Annotated in this window: 15 protein-coding genes; 8 read left to right on the top strand and 7 right to left on the bottom strand. The window is 47.9% G+C overall.

From position 1 onward, the window contains the following. Window positions 1–70 precede the first annotated feature (70 nt). Entirely contained in the window at window positions 71–1,258 is a 1,188-nt protein-coding gene (locus tag Q0991_RS15495) for a pitrilysin family protein (protein ID WP_299489812.1), read from the top strand. 10 nt (window positions 1,259–1,268) lie between these two features. Here Q0991_RS15495 and Q0991_RS15490 read toward each other — a convergent pair whose 3' ends face one another. Then, complete coding sequence (locus Q0991_RS15490; RefSeq protein ID WP_299489810.1) at window positions 1,269–2,369, bottom strand: tetratricopeptide repeat protein; 1,101 nt, start codon at window positions 2,367–2,369, stop codon at window positions 1,269–1,271. Between the two features lie 246 nt (window positions 2,370–2,615). Here Q0991_RS15490 and Q0991_RS15485 point away from each other — a divergent pair, with 246 nt between their 5' ends. The 4 genes from Q0991_RS15485 to thiL all read left to right on the top strand — a co-directional run bounded on the left by Q0991_RS15485 (window position 2,616) and on the right by thiL (window position 8,340). Then, a complete protein-coding gene (locus tag Q0991_RS15485) occupies window positions 2,616–4,634 on the top strand; it encodes an elongation factor G (RefSeq protein ID WP_299489808.1) in 2,019 nt (672 codons plus the stop codon). Between the two features lie 460 nt (window positions 4,635–5,094). Continuing rightward, window positions 5,095–5,937, top strand: a complete 843-nt coding sequence (gene murI / locus Q0991_RS15480; RefSeq protein WP_299489815.1) for a glutamate racemase — start codon at window positions 5,095–5,097, stop codon at window positions 5,935–5,937. Between the two features lie 201 nt (window positions 5,938–6,138). Beyond that, window positions 6,139–7,233 (top strand): peptidylprolyl isomerase, encoded by a 1,095-nt coding sequence (locus Q0991_RS15475; RefSeq protein WP_299489806.1) that lies wholly within the window; start codon window positions 6,139–6,141, stop codon window positions 7,231–7,233. Between the two features lie 96 nt (window positions 7,234–7,329). Next, the gene (gene thiL / locus Q0991_RS15470; protein ID WP_299489804.1) at window positions 7,330–8,340 is read left to right on the top strand and encodes a thiamine-phosphate kinase; all 1,011 of its coding nucleotides are present in this window, start codon (window positions 7,330–7,332) and stop codon (window positions 8,338–8,340) included. Window positions 8,341–8,345: 5 nt separating this feature from the next. Here the strand turns inward: thiL and Q0991_RS15465 are convergent, their stop codons facing one another. The 4 genes from Q0991_RS15465 to Q0991_RS15450 form a co-directional block, all read right to left on the bottom strand. After that, entirely contained in the window at window positions 8,346–10,688 is a 2,343-nt protein-coding gene (locus tag Q0991_RS15465) for a polysaccharide biosynthesis tyrosine autokinase (RefSeq protein WP_299489802.1), read from the bottom strand. A gap of 689 nt (window positions 10,689–11,377) precedes the next feature. Next, window positions 11,378–12,355, bottom strand: a complete 978-nt coding sequence (locus Q0991_RS15460) for an RluA family pseudouridine synthase (protein ID WP_299489800.1) — start codon at window positions 12,353–12,355, stop codon at window positions 11,378–11,380. Between the two features lie 17 nt (window positions 12,356–12,372). Then, complete coding sequence (locus Q0991_RS15455; RefSeq protein WP_299489797.1) at window positions 12,373–13,053, bottom strand: PHP domain-containing protein; 681 nt, start codon at window positions 13,051–13,053, stop codon at window positions 12,373–12,375. 148 nt (window positions 13,054–13,201) lie between these two features. Beyond that, on the bottom strand, window positions 13,202–14,005 hold the full coding sequence (locus tag Q0991_RS15450) for a TPM domain-containing protein (protein WP_299489795.1): 804 nt from the start codon (window positions 14,003–14,005) through the stop codon (window positions 13,202–13,204). 653 nt (window positions 14,006–14,658) lie between these two features. Here Q0991_RS15450 and Q0991_RS15445 point away from each other — a divergent pair. From Q0991_RS15445 to Q0991_RS15435, 3 genes are all read left to right on the top strand, one after another. Then, complete coding sequence (locus tag Q0991_RS15445; protein ID WP_299489794.1) at window positions 14,659–15,642, top strand: RNA polymerase sigma factor, RpoD/SigA family; 984 nt, start codon at window positions 14,659–14,661, stop codon at window positions 15,640–15,642. 136 nt (window positions 15,643–15,778) lie between these two features. Beyond that, on the top strand, window positions 15,779–16,510 hold the full coding sequence (gene sfsA / locus Q0991_RS15440; RefSeq protein ID WP_299489792.1) for a DNA/RNA nuclease SfsA: 732 nt from the start codon (window positions 15,779–15,781) through the stop codon (window positions 16,508–16,510). A 136-nt stretch (window positions 16,511–16,646) separates the two neighbouring features. Continuing rightward, window positions 16,647–17,588: a DUF4351 domain-containing protein gene (locus Q0991_RS15435; protein ID WP_299489790.1), complete on the top strand. Its 942-nt coding sequence runs from the start codon at window positions 16,647–16,649 to the stop codon at window positions 17,586–17,588. Here Q0991_RS15435 and Q0991_RS15430 read toward each other — a convergent pair. After that, the gene (locus Q0991_RS15430) at window positions 17,585–18,355 is read right to left on the bottom strand and encodes a 7-carboxy-7-deazaguanine synthase QueE (protein ID WP_299489787.1); all 771 of its coding nucleotides are present in this window, start codon (window positions 18,353–18,355) and stop codon (window positions 17,585–17,587) included. The genes Q0991_RS15435 and Q0991_RS15430 overlap by 4 nt on opposite strands. 64 nt (window positions 18,356–18,419) lie before the next feature. Continuing rightward, window positions 18,420–19,106 carry a 7-cyano-7-deazaguanine synthase QueC gene (gene queC, locus Q0991_RS15425; protein ID WP_366524972.1) on the bottom strand — a complete coding sequence of 229 codons (687 nt, stop codon included), beginning with the start codon at window positions 19,104–19,106 and terminating at the stop codon, window positions 18,420–18,422. Window positions 19,107–19,318: the final 212 nt, after the last annotated feature.

Below are 19,318 nucleotides of genomic sequence, written 5' to 3'. Positions count from 1 at the left end.
ATAGGGTAGTCGTTTCGGCCACCCTATTTTCTTTGAAATCACACTGCCCTATCTACTGCTGACTCTAGATTTGAAGTACCTTGTCATCCCCAAAGGTTTGTGGGTCAATGCTGGGTCGGCGGTGGAAGCCGATGCCATCAATGGTATGGCTCATTTCTTGGAGCATATGGTGTTTAAGGGCACAGAGCGGCTGCCTGAAGGCGAGTTTGAGCGTCAAGTCGAAGCCCGAGGCGGGGTCACCAATGCCGTCACTAGCCAGGACTATACCTGTTTTTATGTGACGGTTGCGCCTCAGGATTTTGCTGCGATCGCACCCCTGCAAATCGATCTCACCCTTAATGCCCGTTTAGATGCCGAGAGCTTTGAACGGGAACGGCTGGTAGTTTTAGAGGAAATTCGTCGCTCTGACGATAATGTTCGCCGTCGGTTATTTCAGCACGCCATGACCCTGGGGTATGCCCACCTCCCTTATCGGCGACCTATCCTAGGTCCTGCTGAGGTGATCCAATCCCTAGCTCCAGAGCAGATGTATAACCATCATCAGTCTTGGTATCACCCTGAAAATCTGACTGCCGTTGTGGTGGGGAATCTGCCTGTCGAGCAGATGATCGGAACCGTTGCCCAAGAATGTGCCACCCCCGCTCGACCACCATCCTCCGCTCTAGATCAGGCTCTCGACCCCCCTTACACGAGCATCACGCGCCAAACCGTCGTTGATCCGAAGCTAACTCAAGCCCGGTTAGTATTGCTCTGGCAAGTCCCAGGCATTCAACACCTCTCTCAAACCTATGGCTTAGATGTGTTGGCAAAGATTTTAGGGGGTGGCCGAAATTCCCGTTTGGTCAAATCCCTCCGGGAGGAGAAACAGTGGGTGGAACGGATTTCCGTTAGTAATCTCACCCAAGTCTGGCAAGGGCTCTTTTGGATCTCTGTTCAGCTCTCTACCCAAAATTTAGAGCGGGTAGAAGCAGAAATCATCAACCACGTGCAGCAGCTTCACAATGAGGAGGTGCCCACATCGGAGTTAGAACGACGACAGCGGCAAATGATAAATCAACATTTATTTAGGACGGAAAGCCCATCCAGTCGAGCCAGTTTGTATGGATACCATCATGCGATCTCCCATAATCTAGAGGCAGGACTCCTTTATCCGCAGGCCATTCAGCAACTCACCCCTGCCAATCTGCAACAGTCTGCTCAGACCTACCTCTCCGCCACTGCTTATCGAGTGTTAACCCTACTGCCCAAGCCCTCTTAGCTAAGTGACCCTAACTCACCGATAGTTTCTTCAACAAAGCATCGACTTTCTTAACCCCATCTGCTTGGCGCTGAAGTTGGTAGAGTTGCCGCGCTTTACGTAACTCAGGAATTGCTTCTCGATGCCGATTTCGGGCAATCAGTGCTTTTGCCAGCTTATAGAAGGCACTGGGATTGCGCTGTGCCAATTTGGTGGCCTGACGAAAGGCAACGACAGCTCCTAATGCATCCCCTTTCTGCATCAGCAGATCACCAATCCCTTCGTGAGCAGCCCCTAAATCTTTGTCATGTCGCAAGGCCTGTTTATAGGCGGCTAAGGCTCGCTCATGATTTCCTTGGCTCTGCAATAACTGTCCCGTTCGCAAATGAACTTTGGGATTTCTCGGATCTAATTTAACGGCATTGTCTAACGCTACTAATCCTTCTTGAGTCTTGCCTTGAGCGGAATAGGCCAAAGCCAAATTCATCTGAATTTCGCCATTCTTGGGAGAGAGGGCAGCGGCTTTTTCCAAATTAGTAATGGCAGGCTGGACCTGATTTTTTTTCAAGTGAATCAACCCAATAGAGTTATAGGCCTCCCCATTTTTAGGGTTAATTTCAATGACCTTTTGGAAGTTTTGGAACGCTTCGTCATATTTCTTTTGGCGACTGTAAATCACTGCCAAACCTTCATAGGCTCGAACATTTTTAGGTTCCAACTCGATCACTTTCTGATAAGCAGCAGCGGCCTGCTCATTTTGGCCTGAGTTACCCAAGCTATATCCCAAGGCATAGTGAAAATTGGCATTTTTGCCATCGAGTGCGATCGCTTTTTTATAGGCCTCTACAGCCCGGGGATAATCCCCTCGTTGGGCTTGAATATAGCCAATAGCCGAAAAGATGCGGGGATTTTTAGTATCCAGCAAGGAGGCTTGTCGGTAGGCTTGCAAAGCCATATCAAAGTTTTTGGCATCCACCAACTCTTTACCTTTTTTAAAGAGCTGAAACAGTTGGCGATCTTTGTTGACCTGAGCGATGGGTTCAGCTTGAACGGGGATATCACATACAGGGATAATGAATCCAACTCCCAGCAGTAAGAAAAAACGGGTGCTGAGGTGCCGAAAGCTTAACATTCATCTCTCCTGGTTACGAAAACGTCAACATACTTCACTGTTGTTAACCCTGCCTTAAAAGAAATGGCATTTTTGCCTAAACAAACTGAATCCTGAGTTACACCAGAGGTAAGTCTCAAGTCTCTACAGTCTACGAGCAGGAACTCCTTCATTTACGAGACTGAGATTTATCTCTTCTAGTTTCAATTTTCATCCTTTTGCAAGCTGCGCTTGATCGCTAAAATATCGTCCATCAACGAGGTAACTATGACTAGTTTCCGTAATATTGCCCTGGTGGGTCCCTATTCCAGTGGCAAAACCACACTCCTCGAAAGTTTACTCCATGTGACGGAGGTCACGACCCGTAAAGGGTCCATAAAAGAAGGCAACACCGTGGGGGATGCCAGTGCTGAAGCCCGGGAGCGCCAAATGAGTACCGAAGTAACGGCTGCCAGTTTTGAACATGGCGGCCTTTCTTTTACCTTTTTAGACTGCCCAGGTTCAGTTGAGTTATTGCAAGAAACCCTAAACTGCTTGGTTGGGGTCGATGCCGCTGTGGTGGTTTGTGAGCCAGAGCCTCAGAAAGTCCTCACCTTGGCACCCTTGTTTCAAACCCTAGATGAATGGGAGATTCCCCATCTCGTGTTTATCAATAAAATGGACCGCGCCAATTCCCCTTTTAGCGAGGTTCTGGATGCCTTAAAACAGGTGTCCAGTCGTCCCCTGGTCCTTCATCAATACCCCATTGGTCAAAACGAAGATCTCCAGGGATTTATTGATCTGGTCTCTGAACAAGCCTTCCATTATCATCCTGACTCTCCCGCAGATCCGATGCCGCTGCCTGCAGAGCTCGCGGATCAGGAGAAGGCTGCCCATACTGAAATGTTAGAAACGCTCGCTGATTTTGATGATCACCTTTTAGAAGAATTATTAGAAGATATAGAGCCTCCGCAATCTGAAGTTTTACAAGATTTGAAAACAGACCTCGGCGCTGACCTGATCGTGCCAGTATTTGTCGGCGTTGCGGAGCAGTGCTTTGGGGTGAGACCTCTATTGGAAGCCCTAGAGAAAGAAGCCCCAGACGCCAACGACACGGCTCAGACAAGGGATCTAAACCCCAGTTCTGATCGCCTGGTGGCTCAGGTCCTCAAAAATTACTTTTCGCCTCAAGGCGGCAAACTATCCTTGGTGCGAGTCTGGCAAGGAACTCTGACGGATGGTATGACCCTAAACCAAGTCCGGGTGGGCGGCATTTATCGGCTTATGGGCCAGCAACAGCAAAGCCTTACCCAAGCAGAAGCCGGAGATATTGTTGCCCTCAGCCGTCTGGATGGCGTTAAAACGGGGGATACCCTAGTGGTGGTCAATGGATCTGCCCCTCCAGAGTTGCGAACAGCCCAGCATCTTGAACCGGTGTATTCGCTTGCGATCTCACCCAGGAATCGCAAAGATGAAGTCAAAATTAGTAATGCCATCAGCAAGCTGCTCGAAGAAGATCCGAGTTTGAGTTGGGAACATCGAGAAACCACCCATGAAATGGTGCTGTGGGGACAAGGGGATATCCACTTGCAAATTGCCACCGATCGGCTAGAGCGTAAGCATAAACTGCCGATTAAAACCCATACCCCTCACGTTCCCTATAAGGAAAGTATCCGCAAGTCAACGTCCAGTCATGGTCGCTATAAGCACCAAACTGGTGGACATGGCCAATTTGGGGATGTGCGTTTAGATATCAAACCCAAAGCCAGAGGGGAAGGATTTAGCTTTAGTGAAACCATTGTGGGGGGTGTTGTGCCCCGTCAGTATATTCCTGGGGTGGAAATGGGGGTTCGCGAATTCCTCCATCATGGGGTGTTAGGTTTCCCGATTGTCGACATTGATGTCACCTTGACGGATGGGTCCTATCATTCTGTGGATAGCTCAGAACAGGCCTTTAAGCAGGCTGCTCGGATTGCTATGCAGTCTGGACTCCCCAACTGTCAACCTGTACTTTTGGAACCCATTGAGCGGGTAACCCTCTCAACTCCCACAGAGTTCACTTCCAAAGTTCTGGGCTTAATTAGTAACCATCGCGGGCAAGTCTTGGGGTACGAGGGTAAAGTCGGTTGGGATGGCTGGGATGAAATTTCGGCTTACTTCCCCATGGCCGAGATGCAGAGTTTGATTATTGAGTTGCGATCACTCACCCAAGGCATCGGATTCTTTATTTGGCGAGACGACCATTTAGAAGTTGTTCCCGACAAGGTTGCCGAGCGCGTTCTCGCGAGAGTAGAAACGGAAGTCTAGGGTCATTCCATCTTTACTCCAATTCTTTGTGATGCGGTTTTCATGCATAAACCGCATCACTTTTTTTGAACATGCACCCAAATTGACTCACCTATTTCTTTTAAATACTGATAGATTATGAACACCTTTTACCTATCCTAAGATCAACCTCTTACTTTTTATATAAAGCAGGCCTGTCAAGCCTGGTCTTCACGGTAGGTGCTTGGATCACAGACTTAATCTGCTGACAGTCACCGCTAATACTGATGCACGAAGGTTACATTTTTCTTTAGAAGGGAGGAAATCTATTAACCCTGGGTAATATTGACAGGAGCCTCTAGGCAAAAATGCATGTTCTAAGCAATAATGCGTAGTCAAGTGTGTGTGTTTGAGTTTGTGTTTGTGAGGAGTGACGCTCGTTGTGCTGAAAAAAAGCGAAGGTGATCTCGACAGCATCCCAAGACAAATTCGCAGAAATGCGATTGCATTTTCTCCCCAGGCCCTCCCCATTGGTGTTTTTGACAGTGGTGTGGGTGGCTTAACCGTTCTCAAGGAACTCCAGACTCAACTGCCTCAGGAGTCTTTCTTATACTTTGGGGATACCGCCAATGTTCCTTATGGAACCCGCAATCGTGCTGAGATTCTTGGGTTTGTCCGCCAAATTCTGACTTGGATGACATCACAACCGATCAAAATGGCCATTATGGCCTGTAACACAAGCTCAGCTCTAGCCCTGGATGAAGTTCGCGCTGAGTTTGATATTCCCATCTTAGGGATTATTCTGCCTGGGGCGCGTGCCGCCGTTAAACAAGGGAAACGCATTGGTGTGATTGCCACGCCCGCGACAGTCGCCAGCGACAGCTATCTCCAAGCCATTCGAGAAATTGACTCTCCTTCGCAGGTTTTTCAAGAAGCCTGTCCAGAATTTGTGCCTTTGATCGAGCACAATCGCATTCGTGAACCTGAAACGCTGCATATTGTTCACCAACACTTAAAACCATTACTCCAACAAGAGATTGACACCCTTGTCTATGGGTGTACCCATTATCCTCATTTGTCTGATGTTATTGGGCAACTCTTACCTTCACGGGTCAAAACCGTTGATCCAGCGGTACATATCACTGCTGCAGCTAAGCAAGAGTTGGAGCTATTACAGCTCAATTATTTAGGTGCATCTCCATCCACTCGTTTCTTTGTCAGTGGTTGTCCCGAGCAGTTCGCTGAGTTATCCTACCAATGGCTAGGGTTTCTGCCAGTCGTTGAGAAAGTCATCTTGCCTAAACTGGCCTCACCACAATCTGTTGAAGCGGTTGAACAGATTTAAGGCGATTAGCCAGCTCAAGATTGCTGTCCTTCATGTTCGGCGGAGACTCGCAAACGCGTTACAGTCACTCCCGTTGACGGATGTCAATCGTCAATGATCGGTTTGACTCGGTTGATGGGGTTTGTTCCAAGCAACAATCCTCGCCTTGTTCAATGGCTCACGGTTAAGCTGGCTTTATTTAAGTTGCAATTTTAGGATCTTATGTATAGTCTCCAATCTTGGTTGAAAAAAACAGCATTGTTGCTGCTGACCTGCGCCTTCTCTCTTAGTCTGAGCGGGCCAGCCTGGTCTGCACCGTTTCTGCCCTTCTCTGTGTTACCGACGGCGAATGCTGTAAAAGATGGCAGCAGCATTCTTCGTTTTGCCCTGCCCATTAATGAACCCTACATTCGGGAGATTCAAAACGCCATGGAAGGCACAACACCTCAAATCCGGGGTAAGCGGTGGCCCGAGATTCGTAAGGGGTTAGGGAAAGCGAAACGAACCATTGAAAAGCATCGTTCTGACATCTTGGCAGCGGTTACAACAGATCAACAAGCCGTTGCATCCGAGCAACTGGATTTTATTGCCCAAGGGTTATTGGAGCTTGAAGACGCGGTTGCGGCCAAAGATATTGACCAGTTCAATGCAATTCGTAGGCCCCTGGCTGATCGAGTGGGCATTATCGAAGAAGCCATGATCACGGAGTTCCCCTTTGACGTCCCTGAAGCATATCAAGATTTACCGCAGCTCAAAGGGCGAGCAACGATCGCCATTCAGACGAACAAGGGAGAGATGACGGTTGTGGTGGATGGCTATACCGCACCTGTCACCGCAGGCAATTTTGTGGATCTCGTACAGCGTAAATTCTATGACGGTTTAGAGTTTACGCGAGCAGAAGAATCCTATGTTGTCCAAACGGGCGATCCAGATGGTCCCGATGCCGGTTTCATCGATCCCAACACCGGGGAATATCGCGCTATTCCCCTGGAGATAATGGTGAAAGGAGACTCTGAACCTATCTATGGCATCACGCTTGAAGATGCTGGGATTTATCTCGATGAGCCCGTATTAACCTTCTCTTCTTATGGCACAATGGCGATGGCTCGACCGGGAGATGATCCAAACGGTGGCTCTTCCCAGTTCTTCTTTCTATTGTTTGAGCCCGAATTGACGCCTGCCGGTTCGAATTTATTAGATGGCCGTTATGCTGTCTTTGGCTATGTAATTGAAGGGCAAGATGTCCTTGGAACCGTTAAACCAGGCGATAGAATTGAATCTGCGCGGGTGATTCAAGGGGCTGAAAATCTCGTCTAGTCTCTTAAATCCAGCTTGAATGAGTCATTAGTCATTGTCATTAGGCTTGGGGATGATCAAGCAAGCTCCCCAAGCCTAATTTACTAGGATTAGGCGATGGAGAATCCCAATACCGATCTAACAGTTGCCTCCCTCGGAGAACAGCAACTACTTAGACGCTTATTTCAGTTTTGCTCGTCAGACCAGGTGGGGGATGACGCAGCAGTCCTGACTCCCCAACCCAATCACCACGTGGTGGTAACAACAGATATGTTGGTGGATGGCGTTCACTTTAGCGATCGCACCACTTCTCCCACTGATATCGGCTGGCGCTCTACTACGGCTAATTTATCCGATTTAGCCGCGATGGGGGCCAAACCGTTAGGTATAACCGTTAGTTTAGGTCTTCCTCATCACCTCAAAGTACATTGGCTGGAGCAACTTTATGAGGGCATTGCGAGTTGTTTAAGGGCTTATGACACCAGCATCGTTGGCGGAGATATCAGTCGCGCTACATCGATTACGGTTAGCATAACCGCTTTTGGCGAAGTCTTACCGGACGAGCAAATATTGCGCTCTACCGCTAGACCAGGTGATGCAATTGTTGTTTCCGGACCCCACGGTGCGGCGCGCGCTGGATTGGAGCTTCTCTTACATCCAGAATTAGCAGAGGCGTTAAAGCCCGAAGAGCGCGTCCATCTCTATACTGCTCATCAACGCCCTCGACCGAGATTAGATGTAATTCCATTACTCCAACAACTGACGCCCAAGCCCAGAGTCACAGGCATGGACAGTAGCGACGGTCTCGCCGATGCCATCCTCCAAATTTGTAGAGCAAGCGGGGTTGGCGCTATTATTCACCAGAATTGCATTTCCTTGCCACAAGCTTTACAACACTCTTCAGTCTTTTCTCAGCAGCAAGTTCTACAATGGTCGCTTTACGGCGGAGAAGATTTTGAGCTGGTGCTGTGCCTCCCACCTCAATCAGCCCATGAATGGGTTGCAAAGCTCAACTCTAACGCAATGATTATTGGAGAAATCATATCTGAAGAGTGCATCCAACTATTAGATTTAGAGGGTAAAGAACAAACTTTAGAAATGCACAAAGGCTTTCAACATTTCGGGTAATTTTTTTAGTTTTTAGCGCCGTTAGCGACTACGCCCAAGATGGGAATTTGGGCAATTTCCAGCATGCGTAGACTTTCTTTTAACAGGCTTCGAGGAACACTTCCCAGGTGAGCCACCACCATTAATCCATCTGTTTGAGGTGCGATGATAGTTGAATCTGCGAGATTAAGGGGTGGGCAGTCATAAATGACCAGGTCAAACTGCTCATCAAACACACCCATCAACTTCTGCATCTTTTGGCAAGCCAAAATACGGGTGGGGTCTGAGGGCAACATTCCAGCAGTGAGAACAAAGAGGTTCTCAGAACCAGGGAGGGGATGAATGGTGGACTGGAGATTACCCTCTGTAGCCATTAGGTCACTTAAGCCTGGGCTATTGGGCAAATCGAGAATGCGGCTAAGACTAGGAGCCCTCAAATCTGCATCAACCAGCAATACCTTCCTTCCCATGGCTGCAGCAGACTGGGCTAAGTGGATAGACGTCGTAGATTTACCCTCTTGAGGAGAACAGGACGAGATCACCAGAGAAGAAACAGGTACATCAGGATTTAGTAGGTGAAGTTGAGAGTAAAGAGAACGAAAGGCTTCTAGAAATGGCGAATAGGAATATTCTGACCCTTTTGTCTGTTTTAAACCTGCCCAACCCCCTAAGGGAAATTGTGGGTCATTATTCGTCAAGGCAGCAGGGGTTTCCCGACTTTCGAACAGTGAAAGTCGCATCTCGCTGATCTGCCCATCATCCCCTGCAGGGAAAAACGGGGATTCCTCGAGTTGCTTGTGGAAAGGGATAATTCCCAAAATGGGACGATTGACCTCCGCCCGTAAATCCTGTAATGAATGGATTGCATCATTGGTTTTGTCCAGCAAAATGGCAATCCCCACGCCCAGAAGAAGGCCCAAAATAGTTCCTAATACTAGGTCACGGGGTAAGCTAGCACTGGAGTCTTCAATGATGGCAGGATCACCCAACATCTCCCAAGGAACTTCGTTACGCGCTGAATTAATGAGTAATTGTTCTCTTTGTTCTAAAAACTTACGATAGGTTTCATTGGCAATCTGGAGTTTTCGCTGCAAAGTCTCGTATTGACGAGTGATTCCAGGTAATTGCCCCATCTTTTGCTGGAGTGAGCGTTGGGCTCCCAGAATACCCTGGCGTTGTGCTTCCAATACCTGTAGTTGGATGGCTGCCTCAACGAATTGCTTACTCAATCCTTTACGAAGTGAGTCTTGATAAGGAAGGGCTGAGGTATCAGAAATTTTATTGGACAAGCTGCGACCCAAGCTGTTTCTGGCGGCTTGATTAATTAACGGCAACAATTTGTTCCGCTGTTCATTCAGCTCAACGACCTCAGGATGATTACTGGTGAGCTCAGCAGATTTAATAGCTAGCTGAGATTCAATATCTTGTAACTGATCCCGTAATTTTTGGTAACTGGGAGATTCGGTAAGGACCGTTGCAGCCTCAGCAGTAGATGGAGAAAGCTGCAGTTGCTGTTGCAACGAGGTATACATCTGCCGAGTCTGCATCAACTGAATCTGGTTCTCCGCCAGTTGCCCTTGAATCGCACCCGCCTGAGTAGAAACCTCCCCACCAAACGTAGCAGGATCTAGCAGTTGATACTTTTCCCGAAACTGTTGCAACAGTCCTTCATACTGGCGGACTTGGCCTTCAACTTTGGGTAACTGCTTATCCAAAAACTCAAGGGCTCGACCTAAGTTAGTTTGCCGTTCTTCAATACTGTATTTGATATATTGCTTGGACACGACATCCAGAACTTTTGTAGCAAACTCTTCGTCTGGAGCATTAAATTCAACGGATAAAATCTTGGTTTCGTATTTACCTTCAGCAACACGTTGAATTTTTAAAGTTTCGGATAACTGCTCATAGGTTAACTCAGGGTATTTTTCATGTAAACTTCTAACAACAGGTTCTAAAATTTGAGGACTAAGGAGTATTTGAATTTGGGTAGGATAATCTAGGACTGTTTCAGAGGCCTGTGCCCCCCCTAGCTCTTGGCTTTCAACGGATGGTTGATCTCCACTAATTGCTGAGACGACTTCACTCTCTGCCGTCACAGGTTCAATTAAGAGTCGAAACTCTCCCTTGTAGCTTGATGGACGGGTTCGGCTCCAATACAATGTTCCAACGGCTACGACTGCAGTTACAAGAACAACGATGGGAAGACGACGACGGATGGCTCCCAATAACTGACCCAGGTTCAGTCCGCCTTCTTCTTCAGCGCCTGCGGCAAAAGACTGGGGCAGAAGGGTTAGGGCGGGGGAAGGATTTTCTTTGGCACTTTCCAGTCGCTGTAGTCGGGTTATTCTGGAGTTAGGGCTAGGGGTCATCGCCTTAGGATTGGTTAGAGAGGAACAATAGTTTTTTGGTCAGTGGGATAGTCTAGAACTATAAAGTCAAAAGAAGTAATGTACAGGCAGGAAGCTTCTACACATTTCTACAATAACTCGTTTGCGAGAGAATGTAATTGACTTGGATCACATGCAAAACTGGATCAGGCTCAGCGAAGTCTGCAATGAATTTGCAGGTTTGAATGGGTTCAATATAGTTTTTGAGAAACCGCGCGAAAATCAGACATTTAGAAGGCTCTAGAAACATCATCGATGAAAACCGCAGACATCTTTATGGGCCTGACTTTCGGAATAACAGGATATGTGATACGCCCATAAATCGACCAATTCAAAGGTTTTAGGTCAAACTAGTGAATCAAAAGGCCAGATTTTTTGGTTGAGGCAAATTATATTATTTGATAAGTAAATCCAATAGGTTTTTGTCGATCAAAATTACCCTAATCTGCAATGGCGCTGTATGTTGTGATAGCGACATTTTTCGTGTGAGTCGTTCAATGAGCTAAACCAACATCGGGCCTATCCAAAGGTTAGGAAAGTGGACTCTGGGACCTCATCCAACAGTCGGGTACGCCTACCATTATCCTGGCCGTCTTCATCAGCTTTGTCCTCTCGGACTTCTGCTGGTAGCTAATCACCCTGGGAAAGAACCAACATGAGATCGCAGCGAGTCAACCAATGTGTAGTTCCTGGAGGTTGGTGGACCTGAGATTCGCTTGTTGCTGGAGGCGGTTGAGCACCTTAGTGAAATCTGCAGGTAAAGGCGCCTGTACTTTAATCTCGAAGCCAGATACAGGATGTTTAAGGCTCAAACGCCATGCATGGAGGACTTGCCCTGACACATTAACCCCCACCGATCGGCCCCGACTATAGAGGGGGTCACCAACAATGGGACAGCCCATCTGAGCACAATGAACCCGAATTTGGTGGGTACGTCCGGTCTCTAGCTGAAACTTAACCAGGGCATAATTGCCCAAGGGTTGGAGCATTTGCCAGTGCGTTACCGCAGCTTTACCTCCATGATCTTCAGGTACGACCGCCATTTTGATCCGATCAGTCGGATGGCGGCCAATCGGGAACTCCATGCGTCCCATGGCGGCGGGCGGACGGCCATAGACAATTCCTACATACTCACGTAACGCTGTTTTTGCTGCAATCTGGGCCTGGAGATGTCGATGGGCTTGATCCGTTTTAGCCACCATAATGGCCCCGGTGGTGTCTTTATCCAAGCGGTGAACGATGCCCGGTCGCTCTACACCACCGATACCCGATAGGGTTGAACCTTGCTCCGCTTGGCAATGGGCCAAGAGTCCATGAACCAGAGTTCCATGGGGATGACCGGGAGCTGGGTGGACCACCAGGCCAGCAGGCTTATTGACAATCAGAAAATGTTCATCCTCAAATAGGATTTCCAAATCCATCGGTTCTGGCTCCAGCGCTAAGGGCTCAGGCGCAGGAATGCGAACTTGAACTTGGTCACCGATGTGCAGGGGATATTTCTTGGACGTGCAAACCTGATGATTGATTTGGACATGGCCCTGTTCAATCAGTTTTTGAATATGCGATCGCGACAAGGAACTGATCCGGGTCGCCAGCCAGCGATCAATCCTGCCAGCAGATTTCTCAAGGGAAAATTCCAGTTTCTCCATTGTCAAGGGAGTTCGAGTCAACAGCGGCGGCAAATATCTAAACCATGGGTATCGGTACCACAGGTTTGTAATAAATTGTACCGACTGGCTATGCGCATCAAGGCATTAGTTTGGGAGGGAGTGGGTTCCCAGGGGTCGTTGTTACCATAGCAATAGAACGTTTCAATCCCATCAATCCCGATCTGAATGGCTGCACCAACCAGTTCTTTAAAAGACCGGCGGTAGCGGGCCGGGTGGGCCAAAATCGCTAGCCCACCCGCTCGATGAATTGCATAGATAACCTGCGACGCTTCGGCAGTCAGCCCCAATGGAGCTGACCCACAAAGATAAGGCTGAAGCGCCGAATGAAACGGGTTGAAGCCATAGCCTAGAATATGAACCTGCGTTTCTATTAAAGCGGACGTGATTTCAATACCTGTCCACAGTTGCGGTAGAGGTTGAGACCTCCTTTTGGCTTGGACTTGAAGACTATCTGCAGCTTGCCAATAGCCATCGACACTGTGGTGATCAGTAATAGCCAAGCCAACCAGGTTGATGTCAATAGCCTGTTGAATCAGATCTTGGGGGTCCAATCGTCCATCCGAGTGCAGGGTATGAAGATGGAAATTATAGGTATGAGGACAGCTGGCAGCGGTAATGGACTGAAAAGCTGCTTGCAATCCCTCTAAATCTGTTTGGAACTTACTCTTAACCGTCACGAAGCATTTACTTGAATGCGATTCCCCCGGACTCCAACTATATCCCAATATTTTTGAGATGTTCAGTGGCAAATTTAGCAAACATCCCTTGGGATATGTGTTCACCCCTAAATTCTGATGCTTGAAAAGCCTGGTGTGATCAGCAGCCTTAAACCTCAGAAGTGGGAGGAGCCTTGTAAATCGGGGTTAAAAAAGCAATTAGGAAGCCAATCAAGAAGCCGGCTACGTTGCGGGCGATGGGCAACCATTCTGAAGTCCGAGCAACCACAGGGCCAATCCCAAAGGAGAAGAAGCAAATACCCCACAGAGGTGAAAAGATCAACATCCACTGCCATGCAAACACTTGATCTGGCTTACGAGGATGGGCGGAAAAGCCACAGATAATCCCGCCAATAACAGATGTGATTAAGGTAAAGATCCATTGCTCCTTGGGAAGGCCAGGAACAACTCGACAGCCGCCTTGACTGAGACAAGTTTTAACGGAATTAATGGCTTGAATGATCGATTCATCTTCGCCATTTTCCTGCACGAAGTACTGGTTACCGAACCGAGTTTGCAGCTCGACCCAAAAGGTTCGAGGTAATAGTTGATAGACAGAATCACCCACATTGAAGTTAAGAATATTCCCCCCCCGCGAATCGGCAACCAAGAGCACACTTTTTTCATCCAAGCTCCAAAAATCCTTAACGGCTCGCCCAGGTGTGCGATCGTATTGCGTTAAGATCCGCAACTTCCAACCCGTGTTTTGTTCAAAGTCATCCAAGTCTTTGTCCAACTTGCTTTTCTGAGTGTTGGTGAGGGCTTGGGCTAGATCCACGATAGAGGTCGGTTCCTCGGGTAATAGCTCCGGCGCATTGAAGGCTTGGGCCGGTAGCGCATGGACCCAAATTCCCAGGCCTAGCAGGAGACCGATGCAAGCTGCGAACACACGATGAACAGAAGGATATCTCATTGGAACTAAGGTGTTATGTGGTCAAAAGGTGATAAAAAGCAACTTTTTAGGTTAATAATTAACACTTATTCAATTTACTTATCTTAATACGGATATTGAGTCTTTGACATAGACCTCACGCCAATGCGATCAAGGCTCAGCCAAGCACTCCATTTAGACCGCAGCCCATCAGCTCAATGCTTGTTGAGATTAGTGTCACATGACGTCAAACAGTAAAAAATGCATTACGCTTGGGTACTCTATGCCGTATATCTGCCGCCATTGCATTTGGGAAATTGCTGGGTGCCAATTTACTTGACCATCGCTTCCTCTCAGGGTCCTTTCAGGAAAATAGGAGAGGATGTAGTAGCTTTGAAACTTAATAGACTACAAAACAGTCTTCAGATGGAGAAGCGCATTAAAGTTTTGCTTATTGATAACCAATATCAGGGGAAAGCAGGTAAACAAAAATAGGGTGAGCAGATGCGGGAAACCGCACGCTTTGCAACTTTACCAAGCCCAGATAAATGGATTAGTATGGAAGAGCAAACTCATACTGACTTCGTTTTTAATTTATCTTACCGATTTTATTGACTCGCATCACTCAACTATCGTCTTCATTGCTGATAGTCCTAACGCCAACATCACCTTCTGAAAGGGGGTAGCTCAAGTCCATGTCCAATACCAAAACTCAGCAACCCGCTATCTCTGTGTCGACAACAACAGACATGGTTCGTACTTATCTTCATGAGATTGGTCGAGTGCCTTTGTTGACCCATGAGCAAGAAATCGTTTTTGGTAAGCAAGTACAAGCCATGATGGCACTGTTTGACCTACGGAAAACGTTAATGGATGAATTCGGATATGAGCCTTCTCAAGCAGAATGGGCCCAGAGAGCCAATCTAAGCCCATCCCAGTTGGAACTCACGTTGCATACCGGACAGCAAGCCAAGCAAAAGATGATTGAAGCCAATCTCAGGCTCGTTGTTTCCGTGGCCAAAAAGTACCAGAAGCGAAATCTAGAACTCTTGGACCTGATTCAAGAAGGAACCTTGGGATTGGAGCGAGGGGTTGAGAAGTTTGATCCGACCCGAGGGTATAAGTTTTCGACCTATGCCTATTGGTGGATTCGACAAGCCATCACCCGTGCGATCGCACAGCAAGCTCGCACCATCCGACTCCCCATTCACATCACCGAAAAGCTCAACAAAATCAAAAAAGCGCAGCGGGAGTTATCTCAAAAGCTAGGTCGCAGTGCTACACCTGCAGAAATAGCAGAAGCCTTAGAACTTGAACCCAGCCAAATCCGGGATTACCTCACCATCGCTCGTCAGCCCATTTCTCTAGATCTCAGAGTCGGTGACAATCAAGATACCGAGTTGCGAGATCTATTGGAAGATGATGGGCAATCACCTGAGCAATTCACCACAACCGAAGCTCTCCGGGATGACGTTAACCAGTTGCTTAAAGAGTTACCCTCCCAGCAACGAGATGTCTTAATGTTGCGGTTTGGCCTCAACAACGGCAAGGAATTATCCCTTGCTAAAGTCGGCCAACAGCTGAGCCTGAGTCGAGAACGGGTTCGACAGTTAGAGCGGCAAGCCTTAGACTACCTGCGTCGCCGTAAAGGCGAAGTGCGGGAGTATATCGCCAGCTAGACCGTCTCTTTAATGCCTTTCATATCTCCTAATACCCTCTTGGGCATGCCCAAGAGGGTATTTTTATGGGACTTCTGACAATTCTAAGGGGACGCGGTACATTAGTTCAGCCCATTATCGCGGAGCGAAAAGACCGATGTCGGACTGGTTGTACCAATACCCTCCCTTGCTGGCAGGCAAACTGATTAAACGATATAAACGTTTTCTGGCCGACGTTGAATTAGACACCGGTGAGGTCGTCACTGCCCATTGCCCAAACACGGGTCCCATGACCGGGCTATCCGCTCCCCATAGCCGCATACAAGTCTCCAAAAGCAACAATCCCAAACGCAAATTAGCCTACACCTGGGAGCTAATTGAGGTCTGCGACACCCATCCCACCTGGGTTGGGGTGAATACCCAAATTCCCAATCTTGTGGTCAAAAACCTCCTGCAAGATCGTCTCTTACCGGCTTTGGGGGACTATGATCAGATTCAATCCGAAGTTCGCTACGGTCAAGAAAAAAGTCGCATTGATTTTTTGCTGACCGGCACAACCCAACCCACTTATATTGAGGTTAAAAGTACAACTTGGGCCATAGGGCAGCAAGCATTATTTCCAGACACCGTTACGACTCGTGGGCAAAAGCATATTCGGGAGTTGATGTCGGTACTATCTGAAGCCCGAGCTTGCTTATTATTCTTTATCAATCGGTCTGATTGTACGACTTTTGCCCCTGGCGATCAGGCGGATCCAGAGTATGGAAAGCTTTTAAGGGAAGCCGTTTCAGCAGGTGTAGAGCTTTTCCCCTGCCGATTTGAAATTACACCAGCAGGAATTCGCTATCTGGGATTAGCAACTGCCGATGGGATGTCCCTAGCAAAATGAATAGTGTTTTACATTAGTATGGGTATATTTCGCTGTTTTTTCTCTCAAAATCGAATTGACTTTTAGGAGGAAAAGCATGAATACCATCCGAGGATGTTAGGGTAAATACGATTTAGTTGTGGGGTAGACAGTAACGATGGTCGATCGCGATCGTCTATTTAGGGACTTACTCAAAAACTTCTTTCTAGAATTTGTCGATCTATTCTTTCCCAAAATTGCGGTCGCTATCGACCCCAAATCGATTCGATTTCTAGAAGATGAAGCTTCCCCTAAACCACAGGAGCAGGGAGAGAATGCTCCTGCCCCACCGAAAGAAGGGGCCAGTTCTAATGTCTTGGTACAGGTACGGTTGCGAGGCCAAGAATCATGCTTTTGGGTTCATCTAGAGAATTCATCAGAGACCACTATCAAGTTAGAGCGACGTATTTTTCACACCTTTGCTCGCCTCGATGAAAAATATAACTTACCCATTTACCCCATTATTTTACAGTCCACAGAGTCTTCCCAACGCTTAGAAACCAACGGGTATCGAGTCGAGTTTGTGGATCGGAAAGTTTTAGATTTTAGCTTTGTTGCCATTCAACTTCATCGCTTAAACTGGCGGGATTTTTTGCAACGACGCAATCCTGTGGCAGCCGCATTAATGCCCACCATGAATGTCCAGACCTTTGATCGCCCAGTCGTTAAGGCGGAGTGTCTACGATTGTTGACCAACTTGCGCTTGGATGCCAAGAAAGTCAAGGTCATCTCTCAATTTATTGAAGCGTTCCTGCATCTCAATGCTACCGAAGAACAGGTCTTGCAAACCGAGATGGAACGGATGGGCCTGCTTGAGCGGGAGCGGATTACCAATCTACTCACCAGTACAACCCAAGCCAATCAGCAACAGGGGGCCGAACGAGAAGCACTGAGCCTGGTATTTCGGCTGCTAAAACGGCGAATTGGGGATCTCAATCCAGACCTTGAAGCTCAGGTTCGAAGCTTGCCCGTCAATCAAGTCGAGGATTTGGGAGAAGCCCTGTTAGATTTCAATCATGAAGACGATTTGAAAAACTGGTTACGCGGAAACACAACTTAAAGCTGCCCTAGAAACTTATGGGTTTGGGGCACGACACGGATCTGTTGGCAAATCTGTTTTAAATTCCCTTGCCATGCTAACACTTGGTCCGGTGTTGGAGGCTGAACAGGGTGCTGAGCAGACAAGGGAGTCACAGGCTGTAAGAAAATCGCCATGGTTGGGCTAATCTCAGCCACTAGTTGAACAGCTGTAACTAAATCTGTCCAATCGGTTTGTTCGCCAACAATCAGCTTACAAAACACCTCTACATTGGCTTGATAGCACAACTCTAAGCATTGACGATGTTGAAGCCAGTGAGTCTCACCGCTGACGCTAGGCAGTTTCAAATCCATGCCAACACTATCTAGGTCAGGTAAAAGTTGCTCCAGGGGACCAGGATGATGACCGCCAGTCTCTAAATAGATGGGTAATGAGGTCTGCTGCTTCAGCAGCGGTAACAACTCCTGTAAAAATGCCACCTGTAATAGGGGTTCTCCCCCTGTCAGACTAATACTGTCATGAATCCCAGACTGATCCTGATCCTGAACCCACGCTAGGATCTGAGCAAGAGTGACTGGATTGGAATAACGGACAAAATCACGACAGCCCGGTGTTCTTTCAATTTGGCAGCTACTTTTGGGCGTCCAGGTATGGGCACTATCGCAGAAATGGCACCGTAGATCACAGCCCGCAAAGCGAATAAAAATCTGACGGGTACCCACATTCAGCCCCTCCCCTTGAATCGCGGAGAAAATTTCAACTAAGTTGACGGTGGGTAAAGCGTTCATGGAAATCAATACTGAGGGAGTAGGGGCCAGCTCCATCGGGCGACTACAGCGTTAGGGGCTGACGTCAGGTCATATAGGGTAGCGGATCGGGTAAACCGAGCTGGGCAAATGCCGCTAATCGCAATTGACAGGAATCACATCGGCCACAGGCTCTTGGAGGCGAGCCACCGCCATCACTGTAGCAGGACCAGGTTTGCTCCCAAGGCACGCCTAACTCGTTGCCTAATTCGATAATGGCAGATTTATGTAAGTTAATCAGAGGGGTACAAATTTCGATAGCTTGGCCCTCACGGCCGAGCTTGGTCCCTAGCCGGAACACCTCTTGCATGGCTTGAATAAAGTCAGGGCGACAGTCAGGATATCCTGAGTAATCCAGTTGGTTGACGCCGATATATACCTGCTCTGCTGAAATGGTTTCTGCATAGGCGAGCGCAAAGCTTAAAAAGATTGTATTGCGGGCCGGGACATAGGTCACAGGGATATGATCGGCCATCTCTTCTATAGAGCGAGACGGTAAATCCATTTGAGTATCTGTCAGGGCTGACCCGCCCCAAAGCCTGAGGTCGAAAGCCACAATTTGATGTTGCGTGACTTGGGCTGATTTTGCGATCGCAACCGCTGCATCCAATTCCTGACGATGACGCTGCTGATAGTCAAACGAAATGGCATAACAGTCAGCCCCACTGGCTTTGGCTTGATACAAAACGGTTGAGGAGTCCAATCCACCTGACAGCAAAACAACTGCTTTCATGCTCAATCTTCCTGGAGTCTAAAGTTATGGATAGTCGCTGGATCGTTTGGCCACGGGGGAAATCGATCAAAAAGCAAGTATCCAGATCTGGTCCTTTACATTGGCTATCCAGCCTGGGACAGCAATAAAGACTGGTGACCTATTGTATCGATTTCAGGACTGTGATGGAGATTCCTGTCATCAGAACTTTGTCAACGCAAAACTATAAGACT

The sequence above is a fragment of the Acaryochloris sp. IP29b_bin.137 genome, from assembly GCF_028285745.1.
Classification (GTDB): domain Bacteria; phylum Cyanobacteriota; class Cyanobacteriia; order Thermosynechococcales; family Thermosynechococcaceae; genus Acaryochloris.
This window is presented reverse-complemented; position numbering and strand designations above follow the sequence as displayed.

What these genes read in the sequence shown, in the direction of transcription:
- thiL (WP_299489804.1), top strand. Translation starts at nt 7,330, where the DNA reads ATGGAGAATCCCAATACCGATCTAACAGTTGCCTCCCTCGGAGAACAG.
- sfsA (WP_299489792.1), top strand. Translation starts at nt 15,779, where the DNA reads ATGTCGGACTGGTTGTACCAATACCCTCCCTTGCTGGCAGGCAAACTG.
- Q0991_RS15460 (WP_299489800.1), bottom strand. Translation starts at nt 12,355, where the DNA reads ATGGAGAAACTGGAATTTTCCCTTGAGAAATCTGCTGGCAGGATTGAT.
- Q0991_RS15435 (WP_299489790.1), top strand. Translation starts at nt 16,647, where the DNA reads ATGGTCGATCGCGATCGTCTATTTAGGGACTTACTCAAAAACTTCTTT.
- Q0991_RS15465 (WP_299489802.1), bottom strand. Translation starts at nt 10,688, where the DNA reads ATGACCCCTAGCCCTAACTCCAGAATAACCCGACTACAGCGACTGGAA.
- queC (WP_366524972.1), bottom strand. Translation starts at nt 19,106, where the DNA reads ATGAAAGCAGTTGTTTTGCTGTCAGGTGGATTGGACTCCTCAACCGTT.
- Q0991_RS15475 (WP_299489806.1), top strand. Translation starts at nt 6,139, where the DNA reads ATGTATAGTCTCCAATCTTGGTTGAAAAAAACAGCATTGTTGCTGCTG.
- Q0991_RS15485 (WP_299489808.1), top strand. Translation starts at nt 2,616, where the DNA reads ATGACTAGTTTCCGTAATATTGCCCTGGTGGGTCCCTATTCCAGTGGC.
- Q0991_RS15490 (WP_299489810.1), bottom strand. Translation starts at nt 2,369, where the DNA reads ATGTTAAGCTTTCGGCACCTCAGCACCCGTTTTTTCTTACTGCTGGGA.
- Q0991_RS15445 (WP_299489794.1), top strand. Translation starts at nt 14,659, where the DNA reads ATGTCCAATACCAAAACTCAGCAACCCGCTATCTCTGTGTCGACAACA.
- Q0991_RS15430 (WP_299489787.1), bottom strand. Translation starts at nt 18,355, where the DNA reads ATGAACGCTTTACCCACCGTCAACTTAGTTGAAATTTTCTCCGCGATT.
- Q0991_RS15450 (WP_299489795.1), bottom strand. Translation starts at nt 14,005, where the DNA reads ATGAGATATCCTTCTGTTCATCGTGTGTTCGCAGCTTGCATCGGTCTC.